The organism is Mesorhizobium sp. WSM4816 (assembly GCF_055811535.1).
Genome location: NZ_JBVVQR010000017.1, coordinates 72407 through 98297 on the forward strand (window position 1 = coordinate 72407; position 25891 = coordinate 98297).

The 25891-nt window shown below is 59.9% G+C and carries 19 protein-coding genes and 2 pseudogenes; 4 read left to right on the forward strand and 17 right to left on the reverse strand.

Annotated elements, in window-relative coordinates:
* Positions 1-766: 766 nt before the first annotated feature.
* The 3 genes and pseudogenes from AC0L3H_RS19035 to AC0L3H_RS19045 form a co-directional block, all read right to left on the reverse strand.
* A pseudogene (locus AC0L3H_RS19035) lies at positions 767-984 on the reverse strand (transposase); the annotation flags it as partial.
* A gap of 36 nt (positions 985-1020) precedes the next feature.
* Positions 1021-1260 carry a hypothetical protein gene (locus AC0L3H_RS19040; protein ID WP_473586486.1) on the reverse strand — a complete coding sequence of 80 codons (240 nt, stop codon included), beginning with the start codon at positions 1258-1260 and terminating at the stop codon, positions 1021-1023.
* Between the two features lie 296 nt (positions 1261-1556).
* Complete coding sequence (locus AC0L3H_RS19045; protein WP_473586487.1) at positions 1557-2096, reverse strand: hypothetical protein; 540 nt, start codon at positions 2094-2096, stop codon at positions 1557-1559.
* Between AC0L3H_RS19045 and AC0L3H_RS19050 the strand changes: the two genes are divergently transcribed.
* The 3 genes from AC0L3H_RS19050 to AC0L3H_RS19060 all read left to right on the forward strand — a co-directional run bounded on the left by AC0L3H_RS19050 (position 2077) and on the right by AC0L3H_RS19060 (position 6479).
* The gene (locus tag AC0L3H_RS19050; RefSeq protein ID WP_473586488.1) at positions 2077-2952 is read left to right on the forward strand and encodes a right-handed parallel beta-helix repeat-containing protein; all 876 of its coding nucleotides are present in this window, start codon (positions 2077-2079) and stop codon (positions 2950-2952) included. The genes AC0L3H_RS19045 and AC0L3H_RS19050 overlap by 20 nt on opposite strands.
* 214 nt (positions 2953-3166) lie before the next feature.
* Entirely contained in the window at positions 3167-4960 is a 1794-nt protein-coding gene (locus AC0L3H_RS19055; protein WP_473586489.1) for a type I secretion system permease/ATPase, read from the forward strand.
* Between the two features lie 265 nt (positions 4961-5225).
* Complete coding sequence (locus AC0L3H_RS19060) at positions 5226-6479, forward strand: HlyD family type I secretion periplasmic adaptor subunit (protein ID WP_473586526.1); 1254 nt, start codon at positions 5226-5228, stop codon at positions 6477-6479.
* Between the two features lie 256 nt (positions 6480-6735).
* On the opposite strand, the pseudogene AC0L3H_RS19065 reads toward AC0L3H_RS19060, so the two are convergent.
* The 6 genes and pseudogenes from AC0L3H_RS19065 to AC0L3H_RS19090 all read right to left on the reverse strand — a co-directional run.
* Positions 6736-6933 (reverse strand): annotated as a pseudogene (locus AC0L3H_RS19065) (hypothetical protein); the annotation flags it as partial.
* Between the two features lie 102 nt (positions 6934-7035).
* Positions 7036-8037, reverse strand: a complete 1002-nt coding sequence (locus AC0L3H_RS19070) for a nucleotidyltransferase family protein (RefSeq protein ID WP_473586490.1) — start codon at positions 8035-8037, stop codon at positions 7036-7038.
* Positions 8034-9293: a PqqD family peptide modification chaperone gene (locus AC0L3H_RS19075; protein WP_473586491.1), complete on the reverse strand. Its 1260-nt coding sequence runs from the start codon at positions 9291-9293 to the stop codon at positions 8034-8036. Before AC0L3H_RS19075 ends, AC0L3H_RS19070 begins: the two co-directional genes overlap by 4 nt.
* 326 nt (positions 9294-9619) lie before the next feature.
* A complete protein-coding gene (locus AC0L3H_RS19080) occupies positions 9620-11059 on the reverse strand; it encodes an exopolysaccharide biosynthesis polyprenyl glycosylphosphotransferase (RefSeq protein WP_473586492.1) in 1440 nt (479 codons plus the stop codon).
* Between the two features lie 276 nt (positions 11060-11335).
* Positions 11336-12658, reverse strand: coding sequence for a glycosyltransferase (locus AC0L3H_RS19085; protein ID WP_473586493.1), 1323 nt, complete (start codon positions 12656-12658; stop codon positions 11336-11338).
* Between the two features lie 34 nt (positions 12659-12692).
* A complete protein-coding gene (locus tag AC0L3H_RS19090) occupies positions 12693-14351 on the reverse strand; it encodes a GMC family oxidoreductase (RefSeq protein ID WP_473586494.1) in 1659 nt (552 codons plus the stop codon).
* A 335-nt stretch (positions 14352-14686) separates the two neighbouring features.
* Between AC0L3H_RS19090 and AC0L3H_RS19095 the strand changes: the two genes are divergently transcribed.
* Positions 14687-15778: a hypothetical protein gene (locus AC0L3H_RS19095; protein WP_473586495.1), complete on the forward strand. Its 1092-nt coding sequence runs from the start codon at positions 14687-14689 to the stop codon at positions 15776-15778.
* Between the two features lie 34 nt (positions 15779-15812).
* Here the strand turns inward: AC0L3H_RS19095 and AC0L3H_RS19100 are convergent, their stop codons facing one another.
* The 8 genes from AC0L3H_RS19100 to AC0L3H_RS19135 form a co-directional block, all read right to left on the reverse strand.
* Positions 15813-16217: a recombinase family protein gene (locus tag AC0L3H_RS19100; RefSeq protein WP_473586496.1), complete on the reverse strand. Its 405-nt coding sequence runs from the start codon at positions 16215-16217 to the stop codon at positions 15813-15815.
* Positions 16214-17419, reverse strand: a complete 1206-nt coding sequence (locus tag AC0L3H_RS19105; protein ID WP_473586497.1) for a glycosyltransferase family 4 protein — start codon at positions 17417-17419, stop codon at positions 16214-16216. Before AC0L3H_RS19105 ends, AC0L3H_RS19100 begins: the two co-directional genes overlap by 4 nt.
* Before the next feature lie 243 nt (positions 17420-17662).
* Entirely contained in the window at positions 17663-18961 is a 1299-nt protein-coding gene (locus AC0L3H_RS19110) for a glycosyltransferase family 4 protein (protein WP_473586498.1), read from the reverse strand.
* A complete protein-coding gene (locus tag AC0L3H_RS19115; protein WP_287237975.1) occupies positions 18867-20165 on the reverse strand; it encodes a polysaccharide biosynthesis/export family protein in 1299 nt (432 codons plus the stop codon). Before AC0L3H_RS19115 ends, AC0L3H_RS19110 begins: the two co-directional genes overlap by 95 nt.
* 307 nt (positions 20166-20472) lie before the next feature.
* A complete protein-coding gene (locus AC0L3H_RS19120) occupies positions 20473-21783 on the reverse strand; it encodes an O-antigen ligase family protein (protein WP_473586499.1) in 1311 nt (436 codons plus the stop codon).
* A complete protein-coding gene (locus tag AC0L3H_RS19125) occupies positions 21780-23549 on the reverse strand; it encodes a Wzz/FepE/Etk N-terminal domain-containing protein (protein WP_473586500.1) in 1770 nt (589 codons plus the stop codon). The genes AC0L3H_RS19120 and AC0L3H_RS19125 overlap by 4 nt, the downstream gene beginning before the upstream one ends.
* Positions 23550-23560: 11 nt before the next feature.
* Positions 23561-24880 carry an oligosaccharide flippase family protein gene (locus tag AC0L3H_RS19130; protein ID WP_473586501.1) on the reverse strand — a complete coding sequence of 440 codons (1320 nt, stop codon included), beginning with the start codon at positions 24878-24880 and terminating at the stop codon, positions 23561-23563.
* Positions 24881-25043: 163 nt separating this feature from the next.
* Positions 25044-25850, reverse strand: a complete 807-nt coding sequence (locus AC0L3H_RS19135; protein ID WP_473586502.1) for a WecB/TagA/CpsF family glycosyltransferase — start codon at positions 25848-25850, stop codon at positions 25044-25046.
* Positions 25851-25891: the final 41 nt, after the last annotated feature.

Below are 25891 nucleotides of genomic sequence, written 5' to 3' on the forward strand. Positions count from 1 at the left end.
CCCTGGTTTTCATCCGCTCCGGGCGGCGGCCATCGTGGCGCCGATGCGCGGCCGTCAGGGTTACCGGGGCTTCCCGCGGGCCGATGAAAGAAAACCATGAGGCGGCCAGTTCCGCTTATGGTTACCTCCATACGATTGCCAAGATGACGGCTTGGTCGATGTTCGCGTCTTAATTCATCTGGCGCGTCAAGCCGTGCATGAGGTCATCCACGTAGCAGAATAACGGCGCCGGTCTCGTCGAGCCCGACGAGGCTGCAAACGTTCTTGCCAAGATCAATTCCGAGCACAAATATGGACATCGGTCCGTTCCTCTCTCGTTCCAAACAGAGCAATCCGTCCTTTAAAGCCGATGATCAAAGAAGCATGCGGCCTCTGGAGCGGTTCATTGCTTGACTGAATCTAGGGGATCGCCGGCTCACGAGTTTTGTGATTATGGGATTGCCCGCCCATCTCTGGAGCGATCCGTTAGGCCGTCGCCGTGATAAGCGTGGGCATGGTCGGCTCTCGATACTGTCCGTACCGCTCGCGCAGATGATCACGTCCATTGAAGTGCGGCGGGCTGCTCATCTTTGCCCGGGCAAAGGAGACGAAATGAGACCTCTACTTCTCATTGATCCGAATACAAAGGCAACAACTGCTGAGATGGTTCGCATCGCGCGGAACGCCGCTCCCAGTGGCGTGACGGTCGAAGGTGCAACGGAGCAACGCGGCGCACCTCTGATTTATGACGATGACAAATTGGCGAATGGTGCCAAGTCGGTCAAAGTTCGACTGGGTTCAGTTCCGGTGAGCGCGGCGGCAGGAACATCAGGGTCAATTGTCCGGCACCTTCGGTTTCGGAGTCACATGCCATCCGGCCTGATCGAGGATGAGCACCGCATACGCACCGTCGTCGACGCTCCAGCTGATCTCGGCGAGGTGCTCCCGCATCGCCTCGGTATCGCAATAGGGCAGGACAAGGCCCGCGCCCTTTCCCTTCCGGGGCAGATGGCCTCGCTGGTCGAACCAGGTGGAGAAATTCTACAATAGCTTTGCAAGTTGCTGCGAGTCCAGCAAGGCTCGGCAGGCGTTTCCAGCGAAGGCGCTCACCTTATTGCACCGCAAGCTGCCTCCGCCGCGTGAAGAGTGCGCAAAGCCGTTGCAGTTGCTCACGCCGATGGCAGCCTGCAGGTCAGTCAGGCGGTAATTGTAGCCGAGTTCAGGATAGCTCTCGTAGATCACCTGTTTCGAGCAGTGCCGGACTGTGTTGGTAACGCTCATGCTGTGTTGGCCGACTAGCATGCATGACCTTGTCTCCTGCTGCTCGGGGGTAGGGTCACGCGTGATCCGAGTACTAGGCGACGTTTGCAATCCGACGTAGGCGCAGGCTTGAACGCAGCGCCGATCGCCCGGGAGAGTCTCAGTATAGCCCTATCCACGCCGTATTCTGGACATGAAGGTTAGCATTATATTACCAGACGAAATTTCTGGCTGTATAAGCCGAGTTTCGTTAAGACGATAAAATTCCGTTTATCGTCGATGGGTGTCCTTAGTGATACTTATAGTGAATTCATATTTTAACTGGAGAAACACATGAAGTTGATGAATTCCGAAAAGGGAATGCTGTGGAAACACTCGGAATGGTTGAACAACTCACGCGAGAATAGGGAGACAGCCGCATCGAGCCCGACCTCGTCCGTGACGACCGAGGCTCCCACTTCCACCGCTTCCGCGCCGACGGAGACAGCCGCGTCGAGTCCGACATCGACCGTGACGGCCGAGGCTCCCACTTCCACCGGTTCCGCGCCGACGGAGACAGCCGCGTCGAGCCCGACATCGACCGTCACGGCCGAGGCTCCCACTTCCGCCGCTTCCGCGCCGACGGAGACAGCCGCATCGAGCCCGACATCGACCGTCACGGCCGAGGCTCCCACTTCCACCGCTTCCGCGCCTACGGAGACAGCGGCATCGAGCCCGACATCGACCGTCACGGCCGAGGCTCCCACTTCCACCGCTTCCGCGCCGACGGCATCCACGCAGCCGGCGCAGGGTCTTACCCACACCACCACAGCGATCAACTCGGAGTATGATGGCCAGGTGATTGAAAATCTTGACATCTACGTCACCAACGGGGACGCGGTCACGATTACGCACGACAATGTCATCCTGCGCAATTGTCGCATTCATCACGTCGAGGGCGACGGGGTGACGGTGTCGGGCGCAACCGGCGTCACCATCGAGAACACCGAGGTCATCAACGCCGACCCGCCGGCGGGAATCGACGCCGAGACGAGCCCGAACATCAACAACATCAACGCAGAAAACGCCGCGAACCTGACCGTTCAAAACACCACGGTGCGGGAAGGCTCGACCGGCATCTATCTCCTGAACTCGCCCGGCGCGGATCTTTCGAACGTCGATGGCTACAACTTCCATGGCCCGATGCCGCGCGGTCAGTTCGTCCAGTTCAACAACTCGGGCAATAGTTCGCTGACCGACTTCTATGCCGTCAACGACGCCGGTAGTTCGCATCCTGAGGACATCGTCTCGGTCTATGGCAGCCCGAATACGACGATCTCTAACGGGGTGATCGACGGTAACAACTCCGTGACCGGCGTCGGCGTCATGTTCGAGAACGGATCGACCGGCGGCAGGGTGCAGAACGTTGACGCCATCCATCAGGGCAATGGCGCGTTCTCGTCCTACGCGAGCGATGTGACCTTCGATGACACGAGGTCGTTCGACGGTATCAATGAGGATCAAGGCCGCGGGCTTTCCTCGTCGAATGGACTGATCTGGAATGTCAGCTCCGGCGGGGTCAGCGTCCTGAACTCGAGCTACACCAACCCTGGCAATCCCAACAACATCATTTGGGACAAGTCAAAGGCGGTCGTAGCAGACGTGCACGAGGATGCCGCCGCCACCCCAATGGCACACGTCGATAACCAGTTCGCCTGGGACTACGCAGTCTAAACGGGCGGCGCAACCGGCTGCAGCAGTCGGTTGCGCCCCACTTCAGCACGGTGAGATGGGGCAGGGCTCGCGCTCGGACCAACTCGGCGGGTGGTTCCGTCGGGGGATTTTTGCATGAGACCTCTGCCCTGCCGCCTTCCTCCCTCGTGAACAGAGACCTGAAGATGGCCAGGGTTAGAGCGCCCGCGACCGCTTCACTGGATTCGGATAATAGATGACAAATTTCTCCTTGCACGTGCCCTCGCCGCTGGCGGTGGCCTTGCGCGAGATCCGTCCGGGCCTCTGCGCGGCCGGCGGGCTCTCGCTATTCATCAATCTTCTCATGTTCGTGTCTCCGCTCTACACGATGCAAATTTATGATCGCGTCCTAACGAGCCGTAATGCCGTCACGCTCGTCATTATTTCGGTGATCGTGGGCGTGTTGCTGATCACCTATGGGACCCTCGAACATTATCGGGCTCGTATCCTCCAGCAGGCTGGCGTGCGGTTCGACCGGCTCTTGTCTGGTCCCGCCTTCGAGGCGGCGCTTTCCTCGGCGCTGCGCGCCCGCGGATCGAATCATGCACAGACCCTGCGCGATCTCGACCTTATGCGCGACATTATTTCGGGCGGCGTCATCATGGCGCTGATGGACGCGCCCTGGGCTCCGATCTACATCGTGATCTGCTTCCTACTTCACCCGTTGATCGGCCTTGTGGCCCTCGTCGGCGCGGTGGCGATAGTGACGATCGCACTCGTAAATGAGCGAGCGACGAAGGGCTTGCTCTTGCGAGCCTCGCTCACGAACACTCGCGCGATCGACAGGCTGGGCTCCTCGCTGCGCAATGCAGAGGCAATTCGGGGGCTCGGGATGGGGCCCGCTATCCGGTCATGGTGCACCGGAATCCGCGAGGAAGCGCTAGGTTACTCCGTCAGCGCGGGCGAGCGCGGCGGCACACTTCTTGCGTTGTCCAAGTTTCTGCGCATGGCCATTCAAACGGCCATGATGGGCATCGGTGCGTACCTGGCTATTAACCAGGAAATCTCCGGGGGCGTCCTGTTTGCGGCGTCGCTTATCATGGGTCGGGCGCTTGCCCCTATTGAGATCATGGTGGCGCAATGGAAAAGTATCGTGTCCGCGCGTAGCGCCCATGCGCGCCTGGAACGCATATTCGAGGAGAACCCGCCCATTGTCGGACGCGTGCGTCTGCCTGACGTCAGGGGTACGGTTTCCGTCGAGAACCTTTTCGTCCTCGCCCCCGGTACGAACACGCCGGTCGTCATGGGCGCGACGTTCACGCTGAAGGCGGGAGAGGTCGTCGCCCTCGTTGGTTTATCGGGCTCGGGCAAATCCTCGCTCGCGCGTGCGCTTGTGGGTGCGTCGCCGCCGGCGCAAGGATGCGTGCGACTCGATGGCAACGATTTGCGCCATTACGATCCGGACCAACTCGGCACCGCGCTCGGCTACCTGCCCCAGGATATTGAGCTGTTCTCCGGTTCCGTGCGCGACAACATTGCGCGCTTCCGAACTGACGCGGTCGATGCGCAGGTGACCGAGGCGGCAACACTCGCCTCTGCGCACGAGATGATCCAGCGCCTCCCCAACGGGTATATGACCGACATCGGGGAGGATGGAGTCGGACTGTCGGGTGGGCAGCGGCAGCGGGTCGGTCTCGCGCGCGCCCTGTTTGGCGAGCCGAGCTTCGTCGTGCTCGATGAGCCTGATGCCAATTTGGACAGCGATGGGAATCGCGCACTGATCCGGGCAATCGAAGGGTTGCGGAGAGACGGAAAGACCGTTGTGATCGTGACCCACAGGCCGAACCTCCTGTCGGCGGTGGATCGAATGATCATCATGCAGGAAGGACGAATAGCGCAGATGGGCAGTCGTGACCAGTTGCTGCCGTCGCTCGTCGGCCCGAACGTAGCGCCGGCACCGCGGCGGCCCGTCTGGGATGGAGGGCGCGCCGGACCGCCAGTTTCAGATCCAGCGCACTCTCTCCTCCGCCGGACACGCGTCGATGCATAACGAGTCGAACCCAATGATGATGCCTGACACCTCGAAAAGGACAGCAATCATAGCACGGGTTCGCGGGCTCCCGATGCGGACGGCACGCTCGACCCCTGCCTCCGCTTGTATAAGCGCGGTGGGGCCGACACTTTCAGCGCTCTTGCGTGCAGGACGGGTGACTCGAGCTAGCTTCCCGCAGATTTTCGCGCCTTTAGATTTTGCCGGCTCAGACCACAAGCCGGCGCACGCAAACCTCTCCGGCGACTGGCGCAAGCCCGCGCGGATGGGCTTTGGCATCGTCGTGCTGACCTTCGGCATCCTCGGCGGGTGGGCCTCTCTGGCCAGCCTCGACAGCGCGGTGGTCGCTTCGGGTACAGTTGTGGTCGAAACCGACCGCAAGGCGGTTCAGCACCTTGCGGGCGGTATCGTGCGCGACATTCTCGTCTCGCCCAACGCACATGTGACCGAGGGTCAGGTGCTCGTGCGCCTTGATCTCACCGAGGCGCAGGCGCAGGGCGAAATCGCGAGGTCCGCTGTCTTCTCGCTGCTTGCCGAGAAGGCACGGCTGCAGGCGGAACTGGACGGAGCCGAAATGGTCACTTTCCCGCGCGAACTCACGCTAGGGAGCGCCCCCCTCGCCCAGCGCGCGATGGAAGACCAGTTGCGACTGTTCAACAAGCGCCGCTTGGCCCGTACGAACGAGGTTCCCATTTTGCAGGAGCGCATCGCCCAGTCCGAACGGAAGATCGAGGCCATGCAATCCCAAAGCGAGGCTGTCCGTTTGCAGATCGAGAGTATCACAGAAGAGCACGACATGCTGGCGCCCTTAGCCCATCAAGGCATCATTCTGGGCACGCGGCTGACCGCGCTCAAACGGCAGCAGGCCGATCTCCAAGGTCAGCTTGGTGCCTTCCTTGCCGAAATAGCGGGCGAGCGCCACACTATCGGCGAGGCGCGACTCCAGATCGAGCAAGTCGGGCGCGAGGCCATCGAAGAGGTCTCGGCACAGTTTGCCGAGACCAGTGCCAAGCTCACCGACGCCGGCGAAAAGCTGCACGTTGCAGATGACGTGCTCAACCGCACCGAAATACGCGCACCGCGATCCGGGCGCGTTGTAGGCTTTAAGGTACACACGATAGGAGCCGTGGTTCGCCCCGGCGAAACCTTGATGGAGATCGTCCCTGATGACGACACTCTGATCGTCTCGGCGAAGATGTCGCCGGTCGACATCAACAATGTTGCCGAGGGCCTTCCTGCCGAGATCCGACTGCCTTCGTTCAAGGCTCGCTCGACGCCGGTCGCGATCGGCGAGGTGCAGACCGTTGCCGCAGACGCGCTCCATGACGAAGTGACGCGTGAGCCCTACTACGAGTTGAAAGTTTCCGTGCAGGTCTCTCAGTTCCCCGAACAGGTCCGCGAGAAACTTAGGCCCGGCATGCCGGCGGAGGTGATCGTTGCGACCGGCGAGACGACCGTGCTGTCCTACTTGACGCAACCTCTGACGGACGCGTTCCGTCTCGGCATGCGCGAAAACTGAGCCTTTGCCGGGCTGCTGGCATCCTGGGGTCAACCCCTTCTCTTAGACGGGATCAGGTCTTAGACGGAATCAGGGTAGACCGCAGAGACGCGGCAATATGGCAGAGTGGATGACCGCTGGCGCAAAGATCGGGCGAAGGCGCTTCCGTTTCCACGGCCGCCTCCAACCGACTTAGGCGTTCCGGACTACACGTCATCTATGGTCGGCCAGAACGACCAAAGAAACCATTCTAACGCTTGCGGCCGAAGCGTTTCTTGCTGCCCGATCCATGTCCGGGACGTGCGCCATGCGATTTGGCAATAGCTTGCGAGTTCAAGCTCGTGCCAAGCAACAGAGCAATGGATGGAGGTGTTACAACAGCAAAACGCCCGGCATTCTTTAGAAATTCACGACGTGCCTGTTCTTCCGGGACAAGTTTATCTGTCTTTCCTTTGGAATATTTCTCGCTCTTCATCAAACGTACTCCAGCCAGCGCGACAACTAGCCACACAATTTATCATATGCGACTCGTGAAGACAACGCGCCATCAAGATACAATTCAGGAAATTAAGTATTACTACACCTTTGACCCGAGATCGCCGTCAAGGAGGATGCTAGTGGCGCGGCGTCCAAAGTCGAGCGGACTCCGTCGGCCCAAGCCATCGCCATGTAGAAGTCGCCACATACCCCACAGCGAATTGCCGACCAGGCGCAATGGAACGCCGAGGACGGGATGATACAAGGGGAAGACACGCCGCCAGTGTTGAAAGCGAACCAATGGGCGCCGCACATATTGCGCCGGTGCTCTGACGCCAAAGAAGTGACTCAATGCCAGGAGTTGAGTATCGAACGCGTTCCGCGCGCTCTGGTCGGGCAAGGATGTTCGAAGCACCGCCCAATCCAGCTTATGCTGTTCCGCCAGCCGTGCCAGATCATAAAGATGGCGAAAGTCGGTCCTTCCGCGCCAGTAGTCCGCCTCCTTGATGAGATCATGCATGATCCAGTGGAGGGCCCGCGACTGTGGGGCGGGGATTTTCGCCCTAAGGCCGTGACGGCGGGCAAGCCTCGGGGACTCGCGGTCAATCTCCCGGTACGGCCGGAGCTCCAGGAGACCGACGTCTTGCGGGCGCGCCATGCCACCAGCGACCGTCACTTCGGCATAGCCAAGCTTGGCAAGGCAAGCCCGGGCAGCCCCTTCTTTGGCCGTTTCCACAGCCAAGTCGAGATCGCTCATGATCCTGTCGGGAACCCTGCCGCTCGACGAAAGGAACAAGGGAACGGCCCCTTTGAGCAGGACCGGAACGACGCCCCACTGATTGAGGGCAGCAACGGCTTCATTCAGCTGCCTGCGCAAGCGCAAATTGCGTTCCCGGTTGCAGCGGTAAATGAACTGAAGATACTGGCCCACGTCTTCGGGGAGCCGGTCAAGCTGGCCCGTGTGCGAAAAAGTGGCGAACAAGACCGGCGTAAGCAGAGTGTGGTTGGCGAGTGCAATTACCGCCTGCCAGTCGGCCGTTACCACCGGGCGGCCGCTAAGTCCCCCGATCAGGGCCTCGAGCGCATCCCTGGTGGGCTTCATCGGCACGCCTCCTTCAGCAGTTCCAACGCGTCATCCAATTTGGCATAGGTCAGGCAGAAGCCCTGTGCCGATCGGATGACTTGGCAAAGAACGTCGAACGCGGTGCTGCTTAGCTCTTTATTCCGCGCAAAGGCGCCGTTCAGCAAGCCACCCAGGATGTCGGTCGGCTCAATCACCCGCAGGGAAGGTTTGGCATCCTGCGTCCGACAGAGCATGACCACCCAGCCCACGGGCCGGGGAACGGGAGGGACATGATCCTTAGGCAGAAGAAAACGCACGCGCCTGCGATCGGGGCGCCGGTAAACCGGAGACCTGCCGAGTTCGGGGAAATATTCTCCCAGAATGGGCCATGATCCCGATTTGACTGCAGGCGCAAAAGCAAGGCCGATACCGTGTCCGGCCGAGTCGAGAAGTGTCACATCGTCTGCCGCGAAGCCAAACCCCGCGTGGACCAGCGCCAAGGTCAGCGTCGTCTTGCCCGAGCCGGGGTTACCACAAAGGAGGAGCGTGCGGCCGTTCTTGAAAAGCGCCGCCGCATGGAGGGCGAGTTCATATTCACTGTGCCCAAGCACTTCGGCCAGCAGTTGCCCTTTGACCATAATGGGTATCTCGTCTCGACCACAGGAGTCAGTCCAGTGGCCATCCCGGAACAGGTGGATCCGCTCCCTACGCTCAACCAGATGGAATAGAACGTCGACGGCCCTGTTTCGAACTTCGAGATGCTGAAATACGGTCGCGGCCGGAAAGGCGACGGCCGCCGGATACAGTATGCGCACACACACGCCTGGAACAGCAACGACCTGGCAGATATATTGATGAGCTGCGGTTGGGCACGGCGGTGGAGCAGGCTGGATTAGCCCGAGCCGTTCCCAGTCTTGAAGGGCAGCCTCGACATAGCCATAGGCCTCTTGCCTATCAACGCCACGGGCTGCCATCTCGTCCAAGATAGCCTCGACCGGCACGCCTTCTTCAAGCGAGCGCCAGATATCAGCCGCAGTGTCATTGAGCGCAAAAACTACCCCCTGCGTTGAACTGAGCAGGATATTTTGCCCTTTGATGCATGCAAGCCGCCCTTGGGGAACTAACCTCGCCGTAGCATACTCGACAAGGGGAGGCCCCGCAGTTCGGTCAGTGGTTCGGGTTTGTTGCGGACTCACAGAAGCCGTCATCCTCGTTTGTGTGGGCGTGGAGATCGTTCGATTCGAGTGGAACTCACGACCAGAGAAACCACGATCTTCGTCAATCGATCGAGTCATAGCGTTCCTCTCCGCTCCCATAGCGGTACCTTGCCAACGCCGTTGCCGTGCGGGCACTTTTGCTTGAAGTCGCAGGTTATCCATTGAGCGGTCGCTGTGTTTCCCACTGATCTGCGCCTTTGGTAATAGAGCCGCACATCTCATGGTGTCGAGCCTCACCCAAAGTGGTATTCAACTGATAGCGTCGAAGAAGAGGTTCGCTCTTTCCGAGTGAGGTGTCGCTTTGGCAGTTAATTGATGGGGTCGTCTGCCAGCCGCCACTCCTTGCAAATCAATCACTGGCCACACAAAATCGCCTCCAGCGGCCTCGAATCGGCAAAGTTGGGCTAGAAGGCGTTTCGCCCCGTCCAGATGCGGGGGATGGTCAGAAGCAGGATCTTTACGTCGAGCCAGACCGACCAGTTGTTGACGTACCACATATCGTGTTCGACACGCTTGATCATCATGTATACATGCGGCGTCGCGCCGCGGCAGCCATTTATTTGTGCCCAGCCGGTGATCCCCGGCTTCACCTTGTGCCGAGCCGGATAGAGAGAAATGATCTGACTGTATTCGCTGTCATGCGCCAGCGCGTGCGGCCGCGGGCCTATCAAAGACATGTCGCCCTTCAGCACGTTCCACAGCTGCGGAATCTCGTCGATACTGAACCTTCTCAATATGCGCCCAACGCGGGTGACGCGGCGATCGCCCCTGCAGGCTTGAGGGACAACAGGCCCGTCCTCCAGGATCGTCATCGTTCGGAACTTATAGATCTTGAACGTGCGGCCATTGAACCCGGCCCGACGCTGACAGAAGAGCACCGGCCTCCCGGATTCGAGCGCAATCAGCCCCGCTACAAAGGCCAGAGGGGGCAGAAGAAATGGAAGGGCGGCAGTGGTCAACACAAGGTCGAAGAGCCGCTTCGTAAGCAGCTGAGGCGTCGTTAGGGGCGCGCGTTGCAGTTCTATCGCCCTCGTCCCCCCCAGGTTGACGACAGGCCGCTTCAAGAGCGCGCTAACGACGTGGTCCGGAAGGAGCCTTACGGGTACCGGAACCACGCAAAGGTGAGCGGTGATTTTCTCAATCAGGGAAATGTCAGCCCAACTGACAGCAAGGACTATCTCGTCGACAGAACGCCGACGCACATGTTCAATGAGCTTTTCCATACACTCAAGGAGCGAGCCCTCGCTGGATGCCGCCGGCAATGTAATCGTTTGGCAGACGTCGCATCCGGAAGCCTCGATTGCCTGGACTACGCCACTTGGCACGCGCACGTCCGATTGCGTTACGATCACTACTTGCGGTTTGGCAAGCATGTCCGACCTGGTCAAGGAGGCAAACAGTCGTCCGGCGCCCAAGCGCACGAAGATGATGCCGCCAAGTCCCGTCACGAAGAACAGCATAACGGCTTGGCGCGAAAACATGTCTCCCACCTTGAGTGTATGCGCCACAACCGACAGGCAAAGAAAGACCGCCGTCCAGATCAGCACGACCTCCTTGATCTGTGAGGCCAGCGACCGCGGCTCGGAACTCAGATATAGGCCGCGCGCATATGCGGAAGTCGAAAAAAGGGCGGCTACAACAACACCAAGCCCGAAGTTCCGGCCGTACTCGCCGAAATGTCCGAAACTCACAAGATCATATACCTTTCCCGAGACCATGCTGAGCAGCACGACGGACATTGCCTCGAGAAGCGGAAACGACTGCAGAAGAACATTGCCCTTGACGTTCCACCGCGGGGCGATTGACGTGACGCCCGCACGGGGGTCTTCATGAAGAAGTGCCATGACGTTCACCTGCGTTCAAAGCCGCATCCATCCACCATGTCGTGACGACCGCCCCCTCCTCCGCTGAAAATCGCCGAAATGCCTAGCGTGACTGCATCCGCCGCCTGCGGTGATTGCCCCTTTCGAAGTTCGATTGCCGTGTTTGCGGCAGCACTCGGTTCTTGGAGTTGAGAGAATGGCAGCCACACTGTGCGAAGCCAATTCGGCATAAGCTCTAACCCGAAAGGGCAGAGCCGGCGGACACACGACCTTCTCCTTGCCCGCTTCCGGCGCCTGTTAGCTCTTCGGAGTAGCTCGAAGTGAAATGCTCTCGCGCGCAGCACTGGAGCGGGGGGACGCTCCGACGGAAGCAACCGGTTCGGAACTGCCGCTCTTTCTCATTGTTTGAGCACCGTTTGAACCCGAAAGCGGTTCCCGCTTTCGGGCCCGATCGTCTAGGCGAGGCGCCATCGCATCGGCGGCGATCTGTCGCAGCAGCGACTTGCGAATATGGAGTCGCGGGAACGGCTCCATTCCGATCGTGACAAGGATGTGCTCCCAACGGTAAACCCAATCGTGCATCTCTAGGCAACGGACCGCGTTTGTCCTGCGCAACAATTCAGTGCGGCGGGGGTTTGCGTCGAGTTCGCCAATTACGTCTGCGACACTGCTCGAGTCTGGTGATACCTCGATCACCGCGTCTTGCCAGTCAAAGTGCTTATCGAATTCGGCGCATTGCGGCGCGGTCCCAAGCATGACGGCGCCGCCCGCGGCCCCTTCGAAGAAACGGGCAGGCAGCACCTGCTCGCCGGCAACCGTGACGGACTTGGAGTTTGCAAGTGCCGCTGGACTGAAAGCCATGAAGTAGCGCGTTCGCCTGATGATATTGGCGAGCAGCAACCGATGCTCATGCCAGTCCCTGACCCGGGAATCTGTGCTTGCGAGCGTGTCGTAGAGATAGAAGAAGTCGTCCCGCTCTTCGGCCAGCTTCAGAAGCTGTCCGTGTATCTTCGCGGCTCGGTTGCCGATCGAGTATACGTCGATCACGCGTTTGACCGGCGACAGGTACGGCGTTGCAATGAGGCCGTCGACAGCCGTGGCAAGAAAGGAACAGGGCGTGCGGGTGTATTGAGGCAGGCGCGGTATGCACGCGCTGTGCAACAGGAACACGTGGTCGAACTGGTCCAGGAGCTTCAGATATTGGCGGTCCTCTTCGAGCGTGCTCGACCAGAGTTCGAACAGATACGCGACAGCAACCTTGCAGCGGCCGCGCCAGTCGTGGATCCGAGACAATTCAACAAGACTTTGCGGGCTCCAAGCGACGAAGAAGAAAAGGTCATAGTCTTGGGTGAGCCGAACATATTCCATGGTTGGTGCGTTCCTCAAGCCAAGCCCTTTGCGAATCGCGCTCGTCAGTCTGTTGAAGTCACGCTGGACGTTGTGAGGATCGTGCTTTGGCAAGATTGCGTGAAAGTGTCTCGTCAGGTAGTTGTCGATGCCGGGGGCGATCAGATCGGCATCCTCGCATTCGGCAACGATGCGGCAAAACTCATACGCCAACGCAAAGTGAGCCCGGTCCTTCGCATTGAATTCAGAGGCAACCAGTGTACGTCTCTTCAAGGAATTCTCCCGGCAGTTGTCGTTCGACTTTCAACTATTCGGCCGCCGCAGGTTGGCCCGGCGCATGGTGCTTCAGTGGCGGGAGGGGTTGCCGACCCAGGATCATGTCTGCTGCCTTTTCCGCGATCATAAAGACAGCGGCCGAAGTGTTGGCCGAGGGAACGGAGGGCATGATGGAAGCATCAACGACCCGCAGGCCCTTGAGGCCGTGGACCCGCAACTGGTGGTCCACGACAGATTCAACACTGTCGGATGGGCCCATCCGGCACGATCCGCACAAATGATAGGCGGTCAGCCCGATTTCGCGGGCAAACTGGAGCCGGTCGGCGTCGTCCGTTATTTTCGGGCTGGGAAGCTCTTCCGTGCAGTTGTAGCGCCTTAGCTCGGGGGCCCGAAACAGCTGCTGCACAGTCCTCATGCCGTTGATAACGACCAGTCGGTCCTGATCATCGGCGAGATAGTTGGGCTGGATGAGCGGAGCTTGAAACGGGTCTGCCGAGACCGCCCGAACATGTCCGATGCTCTTCGGCCGCAACTGATAGTAGCCAAGCTTGATCACCGGAAACCGCCGCGCGCCGTGATCGGTATAATTGCCCAGGGCAAGGTCAAGCTGGATATCGGGGGTGGAGTGAAGATCCCGCGAGTTGGCGAACCCGTAGACGAGCGACGGGCTGACGGCGAGAAAGTTCGGGCGGCCCAGCATCCATTTCGCTGCCTCGCGCAGGAGGGCGACGCCGTTTCCGCTGACCGTTTCGATGCCCTCCACCCGGGCGATCAGGTGGACGATGTAATGGTCCTGAACATTTGCACCGACACCGGGCAATTCGTGCACGACCGGAATTCCAAGGCCGGAGAGCATACTCGCAGCACCGACGCCTGACAGCTGCAGCAGCTTTGGTGAGTTCGCCGCGCCAGCGGAGAGGATCACCTCCCGACGGGCCTTCACAAAGCTCGTGGGACGACTCGGCCCTCCTCGTGCATATCGAACGCCGATGGCACGCTTTCCCTCGAACAGGACGGCAGTGGCCTGCGCGTTCGTGCGGACGTCCAAGTTCTTCTTTCTGGCGATCGGCCGTAGGAAAGCCCGCGCTGCGCTCACGCGCCATCCGTTGTCGATATAGCGCTGATAGTAGCCCACGCCGGCCTGGCTTGCTGAATTGTAGTCGGGATTACGCGGGATACCGGCATTGAGCGCGGCCTCGATGAATGCATCACATAGCGGATGTCGCCAATCGCAGTCTGTAACTGGAAGCAGTCCGTCCGTCCCGCGGTAGAAGGGATCGCATGTCCCAAGCCTCCGCTCGGTTCTCTTGAAATAGGGCAGCACGTCGGCGTAGCCCCAGCCTCGATTGCCCTGGAGGGCCCACTCGTCGAAGTCCGCAGCCGCGCCGCGGTTGTAGTTCATGCCGTTAATTGCGGTCGAACCGCCTAGTGTCTTGCCCTGCGACATCGGAATAGAACGGTTGGCCGTCCCTGGACTAGGCTCCGTTTCGAACTTCCAGGCATATTTCGGATTCGAGGATGTCTTGTAGAGTCCCGCCGGAATGTGCAGAAGGATGCTGCTGTCGGGCGGCCCCGCCTCGAGCAGGCAGACCGTATTGGTCCCGTCAGACGCCAGACGATTGGCCAAGACGCAGCCTCCCGCCCCGGCTCCGACGATCACGTAGTCAAAGACGTCCGCTTCAACCGACATCGCCTCGCGCTCCGCTTATTACCAGCTTCGGAGAATGGCAGGGAATCCGGCAGATGGCACATTGCCCATCGGAATTAAGCCTTATGAAGGGCTTTCGCGGCGGGCGGAATGGAGAGATGGTGTGCGGAGTCCTGTGCGGGCATAAGCCTGCCGCCGATGTGCATTCTTCGGGAACCTACGCCGCTGGCGCACAGGGGAAATGGGGATGCCTGACAACAACCTAGCCGAAGAAGCCGCCTTGCCGAGAGGTTGGGTTTATCTGCATCTCGTTGGCCACCTCGACGTCTCCGCACAAGCCGAGTCGACGTTTAGCACCCGAACTGCTGATAGATTCCATGTCGCGCGGCCGGCAGTCTCTTGAATCCCCGCGCCTTAACCGGCGCCGTCTCCTTGCCGGGCTGCTGGCGCTGCCTGCCTCGGGTGTCGTCGGTCCAGCGGTGCATCCGGCCCAGGGGGGATCGGGCGGTAAATGGTTCGGGGGTGCCGTCTCCTTTCTGCGTCCAAGCGGACCCGTGCTCACGCGTGCGGATGGGCAGATCATTGAAAATCTTGACATTTATGCCCCCCATGACAACGGGATCACGGCACTCCATCAGGGCGTCATCGTCCGCAGCTGCCGCATTCGTCATGCCATGGGCAGCGGGATATACGCCCGGGGAGCCGCCGGAATACGCTTGCAGGATCTCGAGATCGATCATGTCGGCGTTCCCCCCTCGGGGACCGGACCAAGCCAGAACCGCAACAACATAGAGCTGGAAAGCTGCCTCGATGCGATCATCATCCGTGTCAAGGCGTCCCGCGGCTCCTCCAATATCTATGTTGTCGACTGTCCAGGCACCCAGATGAGCTTCCTCGAACTCCACGACGCGCGCGGGCCGTTCCCCCGTGGACAGAATGTGCAGTTCAACCGCTCTCCGGATACGAGCCTGGAAGATTTCTCGGCCGAGAACGGGCCCACCTCCTGGACCGAGGACAATATTTCCGCGTTTCACTCGGATCGCTGTACGATTCGACGTGGACTCGTCTTCTACAACAACAGCCCCACGGGCGCTGGCGTCATGCTGGAGGGAAGCTTCAATTGCCGGGTCGATGACGTCGATGCCGTTAAACAGGGCAACGGCGCCTTCTCGGCCGTTCCGCAGGGTAAGGTCGGCAGTGGCGGTTGCTCGTTCAACCGCTGCCGGAGCCGGGACACCTACAATGGGCCACGGGACGGCAGGGACGCCCCGACATCCAACGGCCTGTCGTTCCATGCCCGGATATCAGAAGGCGCTGAAAAGCACAGTGTTAGGGACTGCTGCGTCTACGCGCTCGCCAATCCCCGCAACATCATCTGGCAAAGGGCGGCCGTGCATGCCGGTTGGTCCATCGAGCGCAAGGCATTTGATCCCAGACCGCCATTGCGGCTTGCCTTCAACTGGCAGTGAGAGAGTGCGCTGGCGCGTCGAATCCGACGAGGCCCTACCGACGACGACGCCAAAAGAGAAGCAGGTCTGACAGCATTGACCGCGACGGGGACATCCCAAGCGTCCAGAGAGGCGCTGATGCAAGAATCATGCGTCCCGTCGTCGTGCTCGTATCGAGAGGTGTGTCGACGATGCGAAGACCGACATCCTTGGTGCCAAGCCTTTCGATGAGCGCCAGCACTTCGCGGGTTGTGCGCGCAACACGGTACGGCTTCGTGACCGCAATCACGTCTCCTTTCCTGGCACATGCGATCGCCCTCTCCAACTCCGGCGTCGAACCGAATATGCTGGTCTTCTCGCAGAAGAAGTTCTCGGCTCCCAAGCGGGCAAGATAAAGCTTTTGCGCCTCCAGCCTGGCAGCGGGTTCGAAGGTGTTGATACGACAGTAGCCGATGATCATCGCATTCCCCAACCGTAAGAAGCTTTCATGGAATGGGATGCAAGGAAACCGACAAGCCGCCGACGATCTGCGAGCCGCGGTTCGTCAGTCCCTTTGTCTTCCTCCCCCTTCACCGAGATTCCGATGTTGGACCGCAATCCGGAGGGGTTCGCGAGCTCCAGATATTGCTTTGCAACACCGCGAGCATCGAACTGTCTAACCCTCTCGCGGGCACCCGCCGACAAACGCGACCAAAGGTCATCATCGTCCAGCACCGCCTTTAGCGTTGCGGCCATCGCCTCGGGCTGTGGTTCGACCACTGCCCCATTCACGCCATCCGCGAGGAGATCCCGGCTGAGCCTTGAAGTCCCGACGATGGGTGTGCCGCTGGCGATCGCCTCCATCACCGTTGCTGAGGCGACAGGAACCGTATAGCGCGTGGGGAAAGCGGCGACGCGAACGCGGCTGTGTAGCTCGCGAACGCGTGCTCCCTCTGCCATGCCGAGAAGGACTACGTGCCGCCTTATCGGTTCAGGAAGAGCATCGACCGCCTCCCGCACCGGTCTTGTGATGCCACCCGTCACGTAGAGCCGTACGGAAGGGTCGTTGAGGGCGCCGAATGCCCGGATCGTCGCCTCCGGCACCTTGTAGGGCGAGGTGCCGGCATGGAGGATTGCCCGCTCGCGCTCTGCCAGCCCACGAGACGCATATGACTGGCGATCGATGCATTTGGGAATTTTCAGGATTTGGTCCCTTGGCAGGCCAAGATCTCGCACCAGTTCCTCCTGAAGCTCGGTCGTGGAGGCGACGACGTAGTGGCAGCGCCGCATGCTCGCGCGTCGAATGGCTCGCCATGCTGCCGCAAGCGCCCCTTTCCGTCTCTCGAGATCGTGAACGATCTGGACGATCGTGCCACGCAGCGGTAGCGGCACCGTCTCGCTGTGGATGACGAGGTCCGGCCGGAACCGATTGATGATACCGATCGCCCGCAGCCATGCCGCGACTGAGGCCGGTCCGGTCAAAGGCGTGCGGCTCAATCCGATTATCGGCAACTCGAGGCGAGGCGAAAGAAGTCGCTGAAATTTTGCGGGGCTTTCGAAGGTGCCGACCACGATCTGCACCTGGTGCCCCAGTTCGAGCAACGCCTGGGCAAGTGCCACAATGAAGATGCTCACACCATCAGGTGAATCCAAAGGTTCGCGCCGGGTCAAGACAATGCGCATTCGATCAAACCGTCACAATAGGTGCCTGCGGGCGGCCGCAGCCTCCCGTTGCACCGTGTTTCAGCAATGGAAGCAAAAGAGGACCTCTCCGAAGTATGCGAGGCGGCAGGATCGATCCTCGGGGCAATCGATAAACGAAAAATGGGAGTACCCCGGCCCGCACTGCGCTCGTTAACGCGTGAAGCTTGGTCTGCCCTATGGGCAGCCCTGGTCGGTTCCTGCCGGCGTATGTTCCGGCCCACCTTACGACACCGCCGCGAAGGCCCGGATCGGGCGCCTGACCAGGGGTTCATAGATGGCCATCAGCCGATTGAAGTTTGCTTCGGGCGTGTACTGCTCCTGATAGGCGGCATAGGCCCGGCCTGCCACTTCCTCCAAGGCAGATCGGTTTGAAAGCGCCCAGCGCACCTGATCGGCCAACGCGCCGGCATTGCCGACAGGAACGACAAGGCCGGTGACGTCTGGCTCCACGACCCCTTTGATCCACGGCAGATCCGAGCAGATGACCGGCAGCCGGCTTGCGAAGGCCTCGATGACTGTCATGGGAAACAATTCATACCCTTTCGACGGAAAGAGCAGGAATGCTGCAGTCTGCATCTCCTTCAGCACCGTCTCGCGCGACTGACGCCCGAGATATTCCACGCGCTCGCACGCAGATTGCTCGACAAGCGGAGCCAACGGCCCGTCGCCGATGATCCGCAGCGGATAGTCGATCTCCTTCCACGCCTCGAGCAGCGTGGCCACTCCCTTGTGGTGCTCATCCAGTCGCCCGACGAACAGCCCTCCATTGCGACGAAGGTCACCGAAGATCGGCGGCCTGGCAACAGCGTTGGGCTTGACGACGATGCGTTCGGCCGGCAGGCCGCCTTCCACAAGCTTGCGCCTGGCCCAGTCAGTGAGGGCAATGAAGCGCTCGACCTTGCGGGACCAGGTGCCGGCTCTCTTGTGAAACTCGACCATTGCGGCAAGGGCGAGCGTGCCCGCCAGGGAATTCCTGTAGACCTTCTTCGGAACAGTCCACCAGCAGGCGTGGCGGAGACTTCGCTCCCGAAGCCTCTCATCGGGATAAAGCAAGGCACTGGGACAGAGGATCCTGAAATTGTGCAAGGTCATTACTGATGGCACGCCGGCCTCGCGGCACGCATCCAGGATGGAGGGGCTCAGGAGAGGAAAGAAATTGTGGATATGGACGACATCCGGTGAAAATTCCGCCAATTTTCGGGACAGTGCCCGCCGTGAATGAGAGTTGTAGACAACCCCCAGGGCGGTAGAAATCTTCCGCGCGACCCGCACGATATCGTCATTCGTGGCTGAGAACAGCTCGACCTCGACCCCATTCTGCTTGAGGCACGCGAGCTCCTCCCGAACCACGCTGTCCTCTCCGGCCCTTATCTGGTAGAAATTATGAACCATTAAAACACGCATCGCAGTCCGCCCCGTCCGAATCTCAATTCGGCATCCCGGACGCCCGTGGCGACGACGCGACGGCTCCGGAAAAGTCGACCTTTGGCAGAACGACCTCCACAACGTCGCCGGGCGCAAGCCCGAGATCTTCGCTGCCGGGGAGCGTCTCGGCGCCCTGCTCTCGCTTTCTATGGACTGTTATCTCGGGCCGACCCGCGGCTATCAGCAAGGTGGATTGCGCTTGACCTGTAAGCGCCAGCTTCTGCGCGGTACCCTCAAGACGCGCCGAGATCTGGGCCAGATTCATATAGGCCTCCTGTAGCTCTCCCAAGGCCGCGATTTGTCGTTCACTGTCGATCTTGTTCATCTGTCTGACATATTCGCCGCGCTGGCGCTCGATGTTCGAGGCCTGGACGATCGTATCGAGCAGTTGGGTTGATGACATAAGCACCGCTCGACGGGCTTCAGATAGGCGCGTGGTCGGCGCCAGGCCCTTCTGAAACAGCGTCCTGACGCTCTCGTAATCGTCGGCGTCGGCCTGGCTTCCCTCTTCGTCCTTCTTCTTCTTTTCAGACAGGAGCCCCAGTTGCAGGTTAGTCTCCTCGACAGCACGTCGCAGAAGCTCCTTGTCCTTTTCACTGTCTGACAGACGAGCTTCGATATGCGCTGTTGCCGTTTGCTTCAATCGTTCGGCGAGCGCCTCAGGCACCGGCACGTTCTTGACATGTTCGACTTCTTCGCCGAGTTCGGTGCGAAGGCGCCAAATGCGAGCCTGTTCCGTTGCGAATTGCGCCCATAGGGCTTTGTACTCGGAACGGAAATCGGCCGCCTCCATGAGCGGATTGGCGATGCGAACCTGGGCAGCGCTGTAGCCACCCGCAACCGCCACAGCCTGTCGGACGGTCATACCCGGCCGGAAGATGTACTCTCCCGGCTTGGCCACATCACCATAAACATAGATGGGCCGGTATTCGGCAAGCGAAACGAAGACCTGGTCGGTCTGGATCAGGTGCGTTACTTCACGGCCGTCCGCGGTCCCCCGCTGATACTGCTTGCTGGCGAGACTGCCAGCGATTATTTCCTGCGCTTGTTGAATGGAAAGGCCGCTGACTTGAACCGCTCCAACCAGCGCCAAATTCACTTCGCCGTCCACTCCGATCAGCAATCGCTGCCTGAAATCCGGAATACCAGGGACCGATACTTCCAGCGTATCTCCGGGCTGTAGCGTGTAGTCGGCAAGTGCCGCTGTCGGAATCAGAGCGATGGCGCCAGCGAACGAAGCGAGGCGGGTCGAAGCCATGGTCATCGACAGCGCCGACAACAAGGATCTCAACAGCTTCATGGGTTCCCCCAACGGGTTGCTCCCGTATCTCTACGGGCGACTTAGCACGGGTTTCTCCGGCGCGGGCGAACCTGCGCAGTGGATGGCCCTATGCTACCAGAGGAGGCATAGCCGAGGCCGAGGCAAAATGGCTGGCTCGCTGGCTCTTTCGAGGCACTCCTCATGGAAGCGGCACGGCGCCGCCGCATGAGCGGGCACATCAGCGGACGGCTCTCCTGCTCCTGCCGCGCCAAAATCGGTACAACGCGATCCCCTTCTACCGAGACCGATAGCCCGCCGATGTCGGGTGGGCCGCATCCATGTTCCGTCAGACGTATGAACAAGCGCAATGCTGCGTTCGACCCGGTTCAACTGGAGGGGGTTCCACAGCCAAGGCCGGAACGCTGGCGCGAAGTGCAATCAAATAGCCGTATGAGAAACCAACTCCCACAATCTGTACAGGGCTCTCTAGGACTGGATTGACGAACATGGCGAGGAAAATCGTGATGAAGACTGTGGACGCATGATTGCGAACACCGCGTGGCAGTCGATTTGGCGGGAAGGCAACCAAAATGGCAGACACGATCAAAATGAAACCAATGATCCCCGTCCGCAATATGGCTTGAAAGAACGAATTGTGAATTCCTGTCGAGAGTATCTCAAGCATTTTGGCATGCGTAATATTCCTGGTGTCGGGAAGAAAGGTAATATCCTCGAACCCGGGAAACTCATATCGCCATCGGACCGATTCCTTCCCAAATCCGATGCCAAATCCGTATGTATCCGCAAGGGATGCGAGTGCGTCCGAAATGAACTCGAGTCGGATCCCGGAGTTCGGGTCCAGAGCAAAGGTTTGAGGTATGAAGTTCAGCCCGACGGCACAGGCCGAAGTCAGTGCGGTCGCCAGAGCTGCGGCCATCAAACGGCCGGGCACGCCAATTAGAATCACGATGATCGTGACCGCGAGCACCTTGAACTGAGCCAAGGGGCTGGCGAGGGCTATTCCCAATAAGAGCAAAATGCCGCCGTATCGGCGCCAGTCGTTCGTCAGAAAAATACCGCCTGCAATGAAAAAAATGGCAATGACCATGTTATTGATCAGCGAACCATAAAGAATCGGTATCGTGGCTTGCGGAGATGCGCCCTGATATTGCACGTCCTGCTGAAACATCACCGCCGGCGCGACAACGAGAGACAGGAACAGGAAAACGGGTGCACCAAAAAAAGCATTGCCGCTCATCAGCCTGCGGCGGAAATAAGCCTTGGATGCCCATGCGACGGCGAAGAATCCCACAATCGGGACGATTTGCCTTATGACTGCTTCTTGAAGGAAGTGAACCTGCCAGGAATCCGGCATCAGCCCGTATCTGGACAGCAGGGCAATGAAGAGGCAGAAGGCGGTGTAGACCGCCAGCAGACGGGGCGGCACCGTCTGCCGCAGCACGGCATAGGCCAGACAGAAACCGACCGGGATCACTATGAAGAAAGGGCCAAGCAGGCGCAGGGATATTGCGAGGGCGCAGGCCAGCCAAATGCCGGAGAGAAAGAGGGTGTAGTCGAGCACGTCAGGGGAATGGCTGCAAACGAGGTCGACCGGCTCTGAACCCTTCCTGCGTGACAATGTCGCTGGCGAGGTCATGGCCTGTATTCCCGGTTAGGACTGAAAGCCGCACGGTTGATCCTGGTCAAAATTACTGCCGAGAGTTTCTCTGCAGGGATGATGCGCAGGATTCCCTCGAGGTGGTCCGCGAAAGTGCGGCGTGCCTTCAGCACCAGGAGGACCTCGCTGATGACGCCCATGGCCGCTTCCAGATCAGCGGTGCGGTCGGTGCTGTGAAAATCAACCACTATACAACTGTATTCTTGCTGCAGATGCTGGAGTGCAGCGGAGATGGAGAGCGAGGCATTCAAGTCGGAGATTGACCCCGTGGGCCTGAGAACCAGAACTTCCAGCCCTTCCTGATCCGCGGGAATGGTGGCAAACGCCCTGGCGAGCTTGCGAGCTGGCTCCGCGTTCAGCATTGGCTGGTCCATTGATGGCTTTTGCCAATTGGCATCAACGAGCAGTGTCTTTTGCCCGGTCGCCGCAATGACCCTTGCGAGATGAACCGCCACCGTGGAGCTTCCGGACTTGCCGAGGGGTGAAGCAACGCCGATTACAAATCCGCCTTGGCGGCCCTGAACTCCGCGCATCCGGGTGGCAACCTTGCTCACTTGGCGGCCCTGAACTCCGCGCATCCGGGTGGCAATCTTGCTCAGCGAGCTGTGAAGCTCGGGAGCGTCCTTTGAGTAGACGGGCTGCAAAGACTGCTCGCATGGCCCCACGACATTCCACCTGCGGCGGGGAATTCTGGGGATCCCTACTATCCGATCGAGGCCGGTCGACCTGTGCACATCCTCGACCGTCATCAGGCGGTGGTTCATTGCCTGCCTGATCAATGCATGACCAACGCCGGCAATCCCACCGGCCATAGCGGAGAGCGCTACCATCAGGACCGTTGGCGGCCAACTGCGTTGGCGAGGCGGTTCGGCCGCGGTGATGACCCTTGCGCTCGGGATCAGCGACGAGGCGCTAAAATCGGAGTGGGTCCGCTGCAGAAGGGCATTGTAAAGCGAGCGATAAACCTCGGCCGCGCTCTGCTGCTCGCGGAAAAGGACTCTTGCCCTCTCCGCAGATTCAGGGTCCGATGGGAGTTTCTTCGGTGATTCGGTCACGAAAGCCTTTTCCCGAAGTTCCGCCAGCCGCTTGTGCAGATCAGATGTTTCTTCCGCGCGAGCCGCCTGCCGGCGTTCGCGCTGACTTCCGATGTAACCGCCCGCGATCGCGTTCGCGAGCATGGCCGAGAACTGAGGATCGGAAGAGGTGACCCCGATCTCGACGGCGCGGGAGGAACCCAGCTGATGGACGGAAAACGCGCGCCTCACAAGGACCATCGCCTCATGCCGAATATTTGGCTCCGTCGTCGGCAGTTCGGTGCCGAAGAGAGACGCCAATTGGCTCCGCACATAGCTGGAGATCCGCGCGCGCAAGCTGTCATCCATCACAAACTCTTCGTCTTCCGCTAAGGCAGTGTGGTCAACAACGCGTCCGACGACCTCGTCCGACTGAATGACCTGTATCTGGCTCTCTACATAGACCCGCTCATCTGCCTCAGCTTCGCCCGGTTGCGAAGCGGGCGGAGATGAAAGGAGGATTGTCGCATAGGCGGTGTAATATCCAGGCGAAAGGACCGCATATGCGCCGCCGACACCAAGGCTCACAACGATCCAGAGGAGGCAAAGGCGCCAACTGCTTCGAACAAATCTCAAGATGTCTTTCGCCGTCAGCTCGTCGCGATCCTTGGGGGGGATCGGCTGATGAGGCGAGCCCGGCGGCTGAAGGACAAAGTGATCAGTGGCGAACATACTATGCTCTCCTACGACCGGAAACGATCGGCGTCGTGCTCCAACGGCGCGGATTGGGACGCCGGCGGATATCCTCGCGCCCGGCCTGCGTCGCAAGCCGCCACCGTGCGAAGGGCGGCCGCTCCGCCAATGAGGAAGAAGCCGGCTGAAACCACCAGCACGACGACTTCCTTCGCCACCAGTGCATAAACAATGGCTTGCTCCGCCATGACGAAAGACAAAAAATATGTGGCCACCAGGAATACTAGCAGACCGGATACGTTAAGGACGGCCCATTCATTTTCATAGCCGTAACTAAACATGAATATATTTGCTGTGAATGTATTTATGTTCATCAGCAATGGTATAATGGCCATTGCGCGCACGATAGGTATCGCCCCTGAAAATTCATCTCCGAAGAGGATCAATATTATATATGGGGCAACAAAGAACATTACAATACTCATCGCCGCTCCGCCTGCTACGGTGAATAGTGATATCCTTATCAGTCGTATCCCGGCAGCCGGGTCGACATGAGCGTAGTATGAAACCCTCGGTATGAAGGTATCCATAAGCAACTTGAAAAATACCCGCGCGGCTAATAGGAATTTTTCGGCGACAGAATATTGTCCGGCTGCGACATAACCTTCGAAATGCCCGACAAGGGCGACGGGGAGGGTGAAGAGGGCAGTCTCCACGGCTAAGAAGAGGCATCCCCTCCAGCCATTGCGCAGCTGCATTCCAATCGTTGAAAGCGTCACGGACCTGAAGCCGCCGAACCCAATCGGAAGGATGAAAGGTAAGCAGATGACGCCACTGACGACGGGAACTGCGCTCTGGATGGCAACGGCGAGCGCGACCTGGTCAGGTGATGCGACCATGGCGACGAAGCAGACGAGCGCCAGAACGCGAGCAACAACCACCGCGACGGCCGCCTGCCAGGCACGTTCCAGGCCGACGAAGAGCCAGGCCGGAAAAATAATGCTGCCGGCGGCCGAGAGCATCGCGCACAGGAATGTCGGCCTACTGAGCGCCAGGACGTCGCCGGCCAGCACAAGGCCAACCAGGCATACGGCAACGAACAGCACTGCCTTGGTGGCCATGACCTGAGCAACGAGTGACGCGATCGCCGCCGGTTCGTATCGAAGGGAAGCAACCCTGCGCTGCGCGGTCCAATGAAAACCATAGGCCACGACGGAGGCAGCGAGTTGTCCGATGGCGAGCGCATACGCGTACTGCCCGAAACTCATGGGTCCGAGGACACGCCCGGCATAGGGCAAGATGATCAGCGGCTGCAGGACGTCGGTGACATGCAGGACAGCCAGACTGGCGGCCTGTTTGCTCAGAGTCATGGTAGCCTCCAGTCAGGTGCCTGTCGAGGCAATGCAAACCACACCGTCCAGATATGGGCAGCGCCGCCTCCCAGCAGCAGCGCCGAAGAACAGCCGCCCCTGAAGGAGTTGGCGCAGATCAGCAATACGGCGGTCCGAGCGTGTTCACTGGTTCCGCCTCCCTCTAACCGTCACGAAGTCTGTGCCTGGGAAGCAGCAACGCCTGCAGCAAAGCCAGTATGAACAGGCTGTTCGTCACGAGATACCTGCTCGCCAGGCGGCGGGGATCCTGGAAGAGCCGGTGCAGCCATTCCAGCCCGCTCTTCTGCATCCATTGCGGCGCCCGCTTGACGTCTCCGGCGTGGAAATCAAAAGCTGCTCCTACCCCCAGCATGACCGCATTGATCCGGCCGCGATGCGCCTGCATCCAGCTTTCCTGCTTGGGACATCCGAGTCCCACCCACACGATCCTCGCACCGGACTGATTGATCATTCTGACCACTGCCTCATCTTCCTCGGTCGACAGAGGGCGGCGCGGAGGTGAGTAAGAGCCCACGATGTTTATGCCGGCAAACTCGGTTCGAATGCACCCTCCGAGACGCTGGAGGGTGCCCGGGCTGCCGCCGTACAGGAACATTGCCGTGCCGAGTTCCGATGCCCTCCGGCAACAAATCCACATCAGGTCCGGTCCGCTGATGCGCGGCTGATCCGCGTGTCCCTGCCGCCTCAGCATCCAGGCCACCGGCGCTCCATCCGGCGCGACAAGGTCGGCGCTATCTATGGCTTCGGCATGGGCGCGATTGCGGCGGGCGGTGACGACACTGTGGACATTGCACAGGAAAACCGTTCGGCTCTCCCGCCGTAGGGCCCAGTCGAAGACACAGTTGACTGCCTGCGCCAAATCCAGGGCGTGCACGGGTATCCCAAGCACTTGCTCGCGCAACTGTCCCTGATCGATCGCGTGTCCCTGATCAATCGCGAGCTCTGTCATGCCACAGCCTCGATTGCTGCAATAGGTGAGCCATCATCACA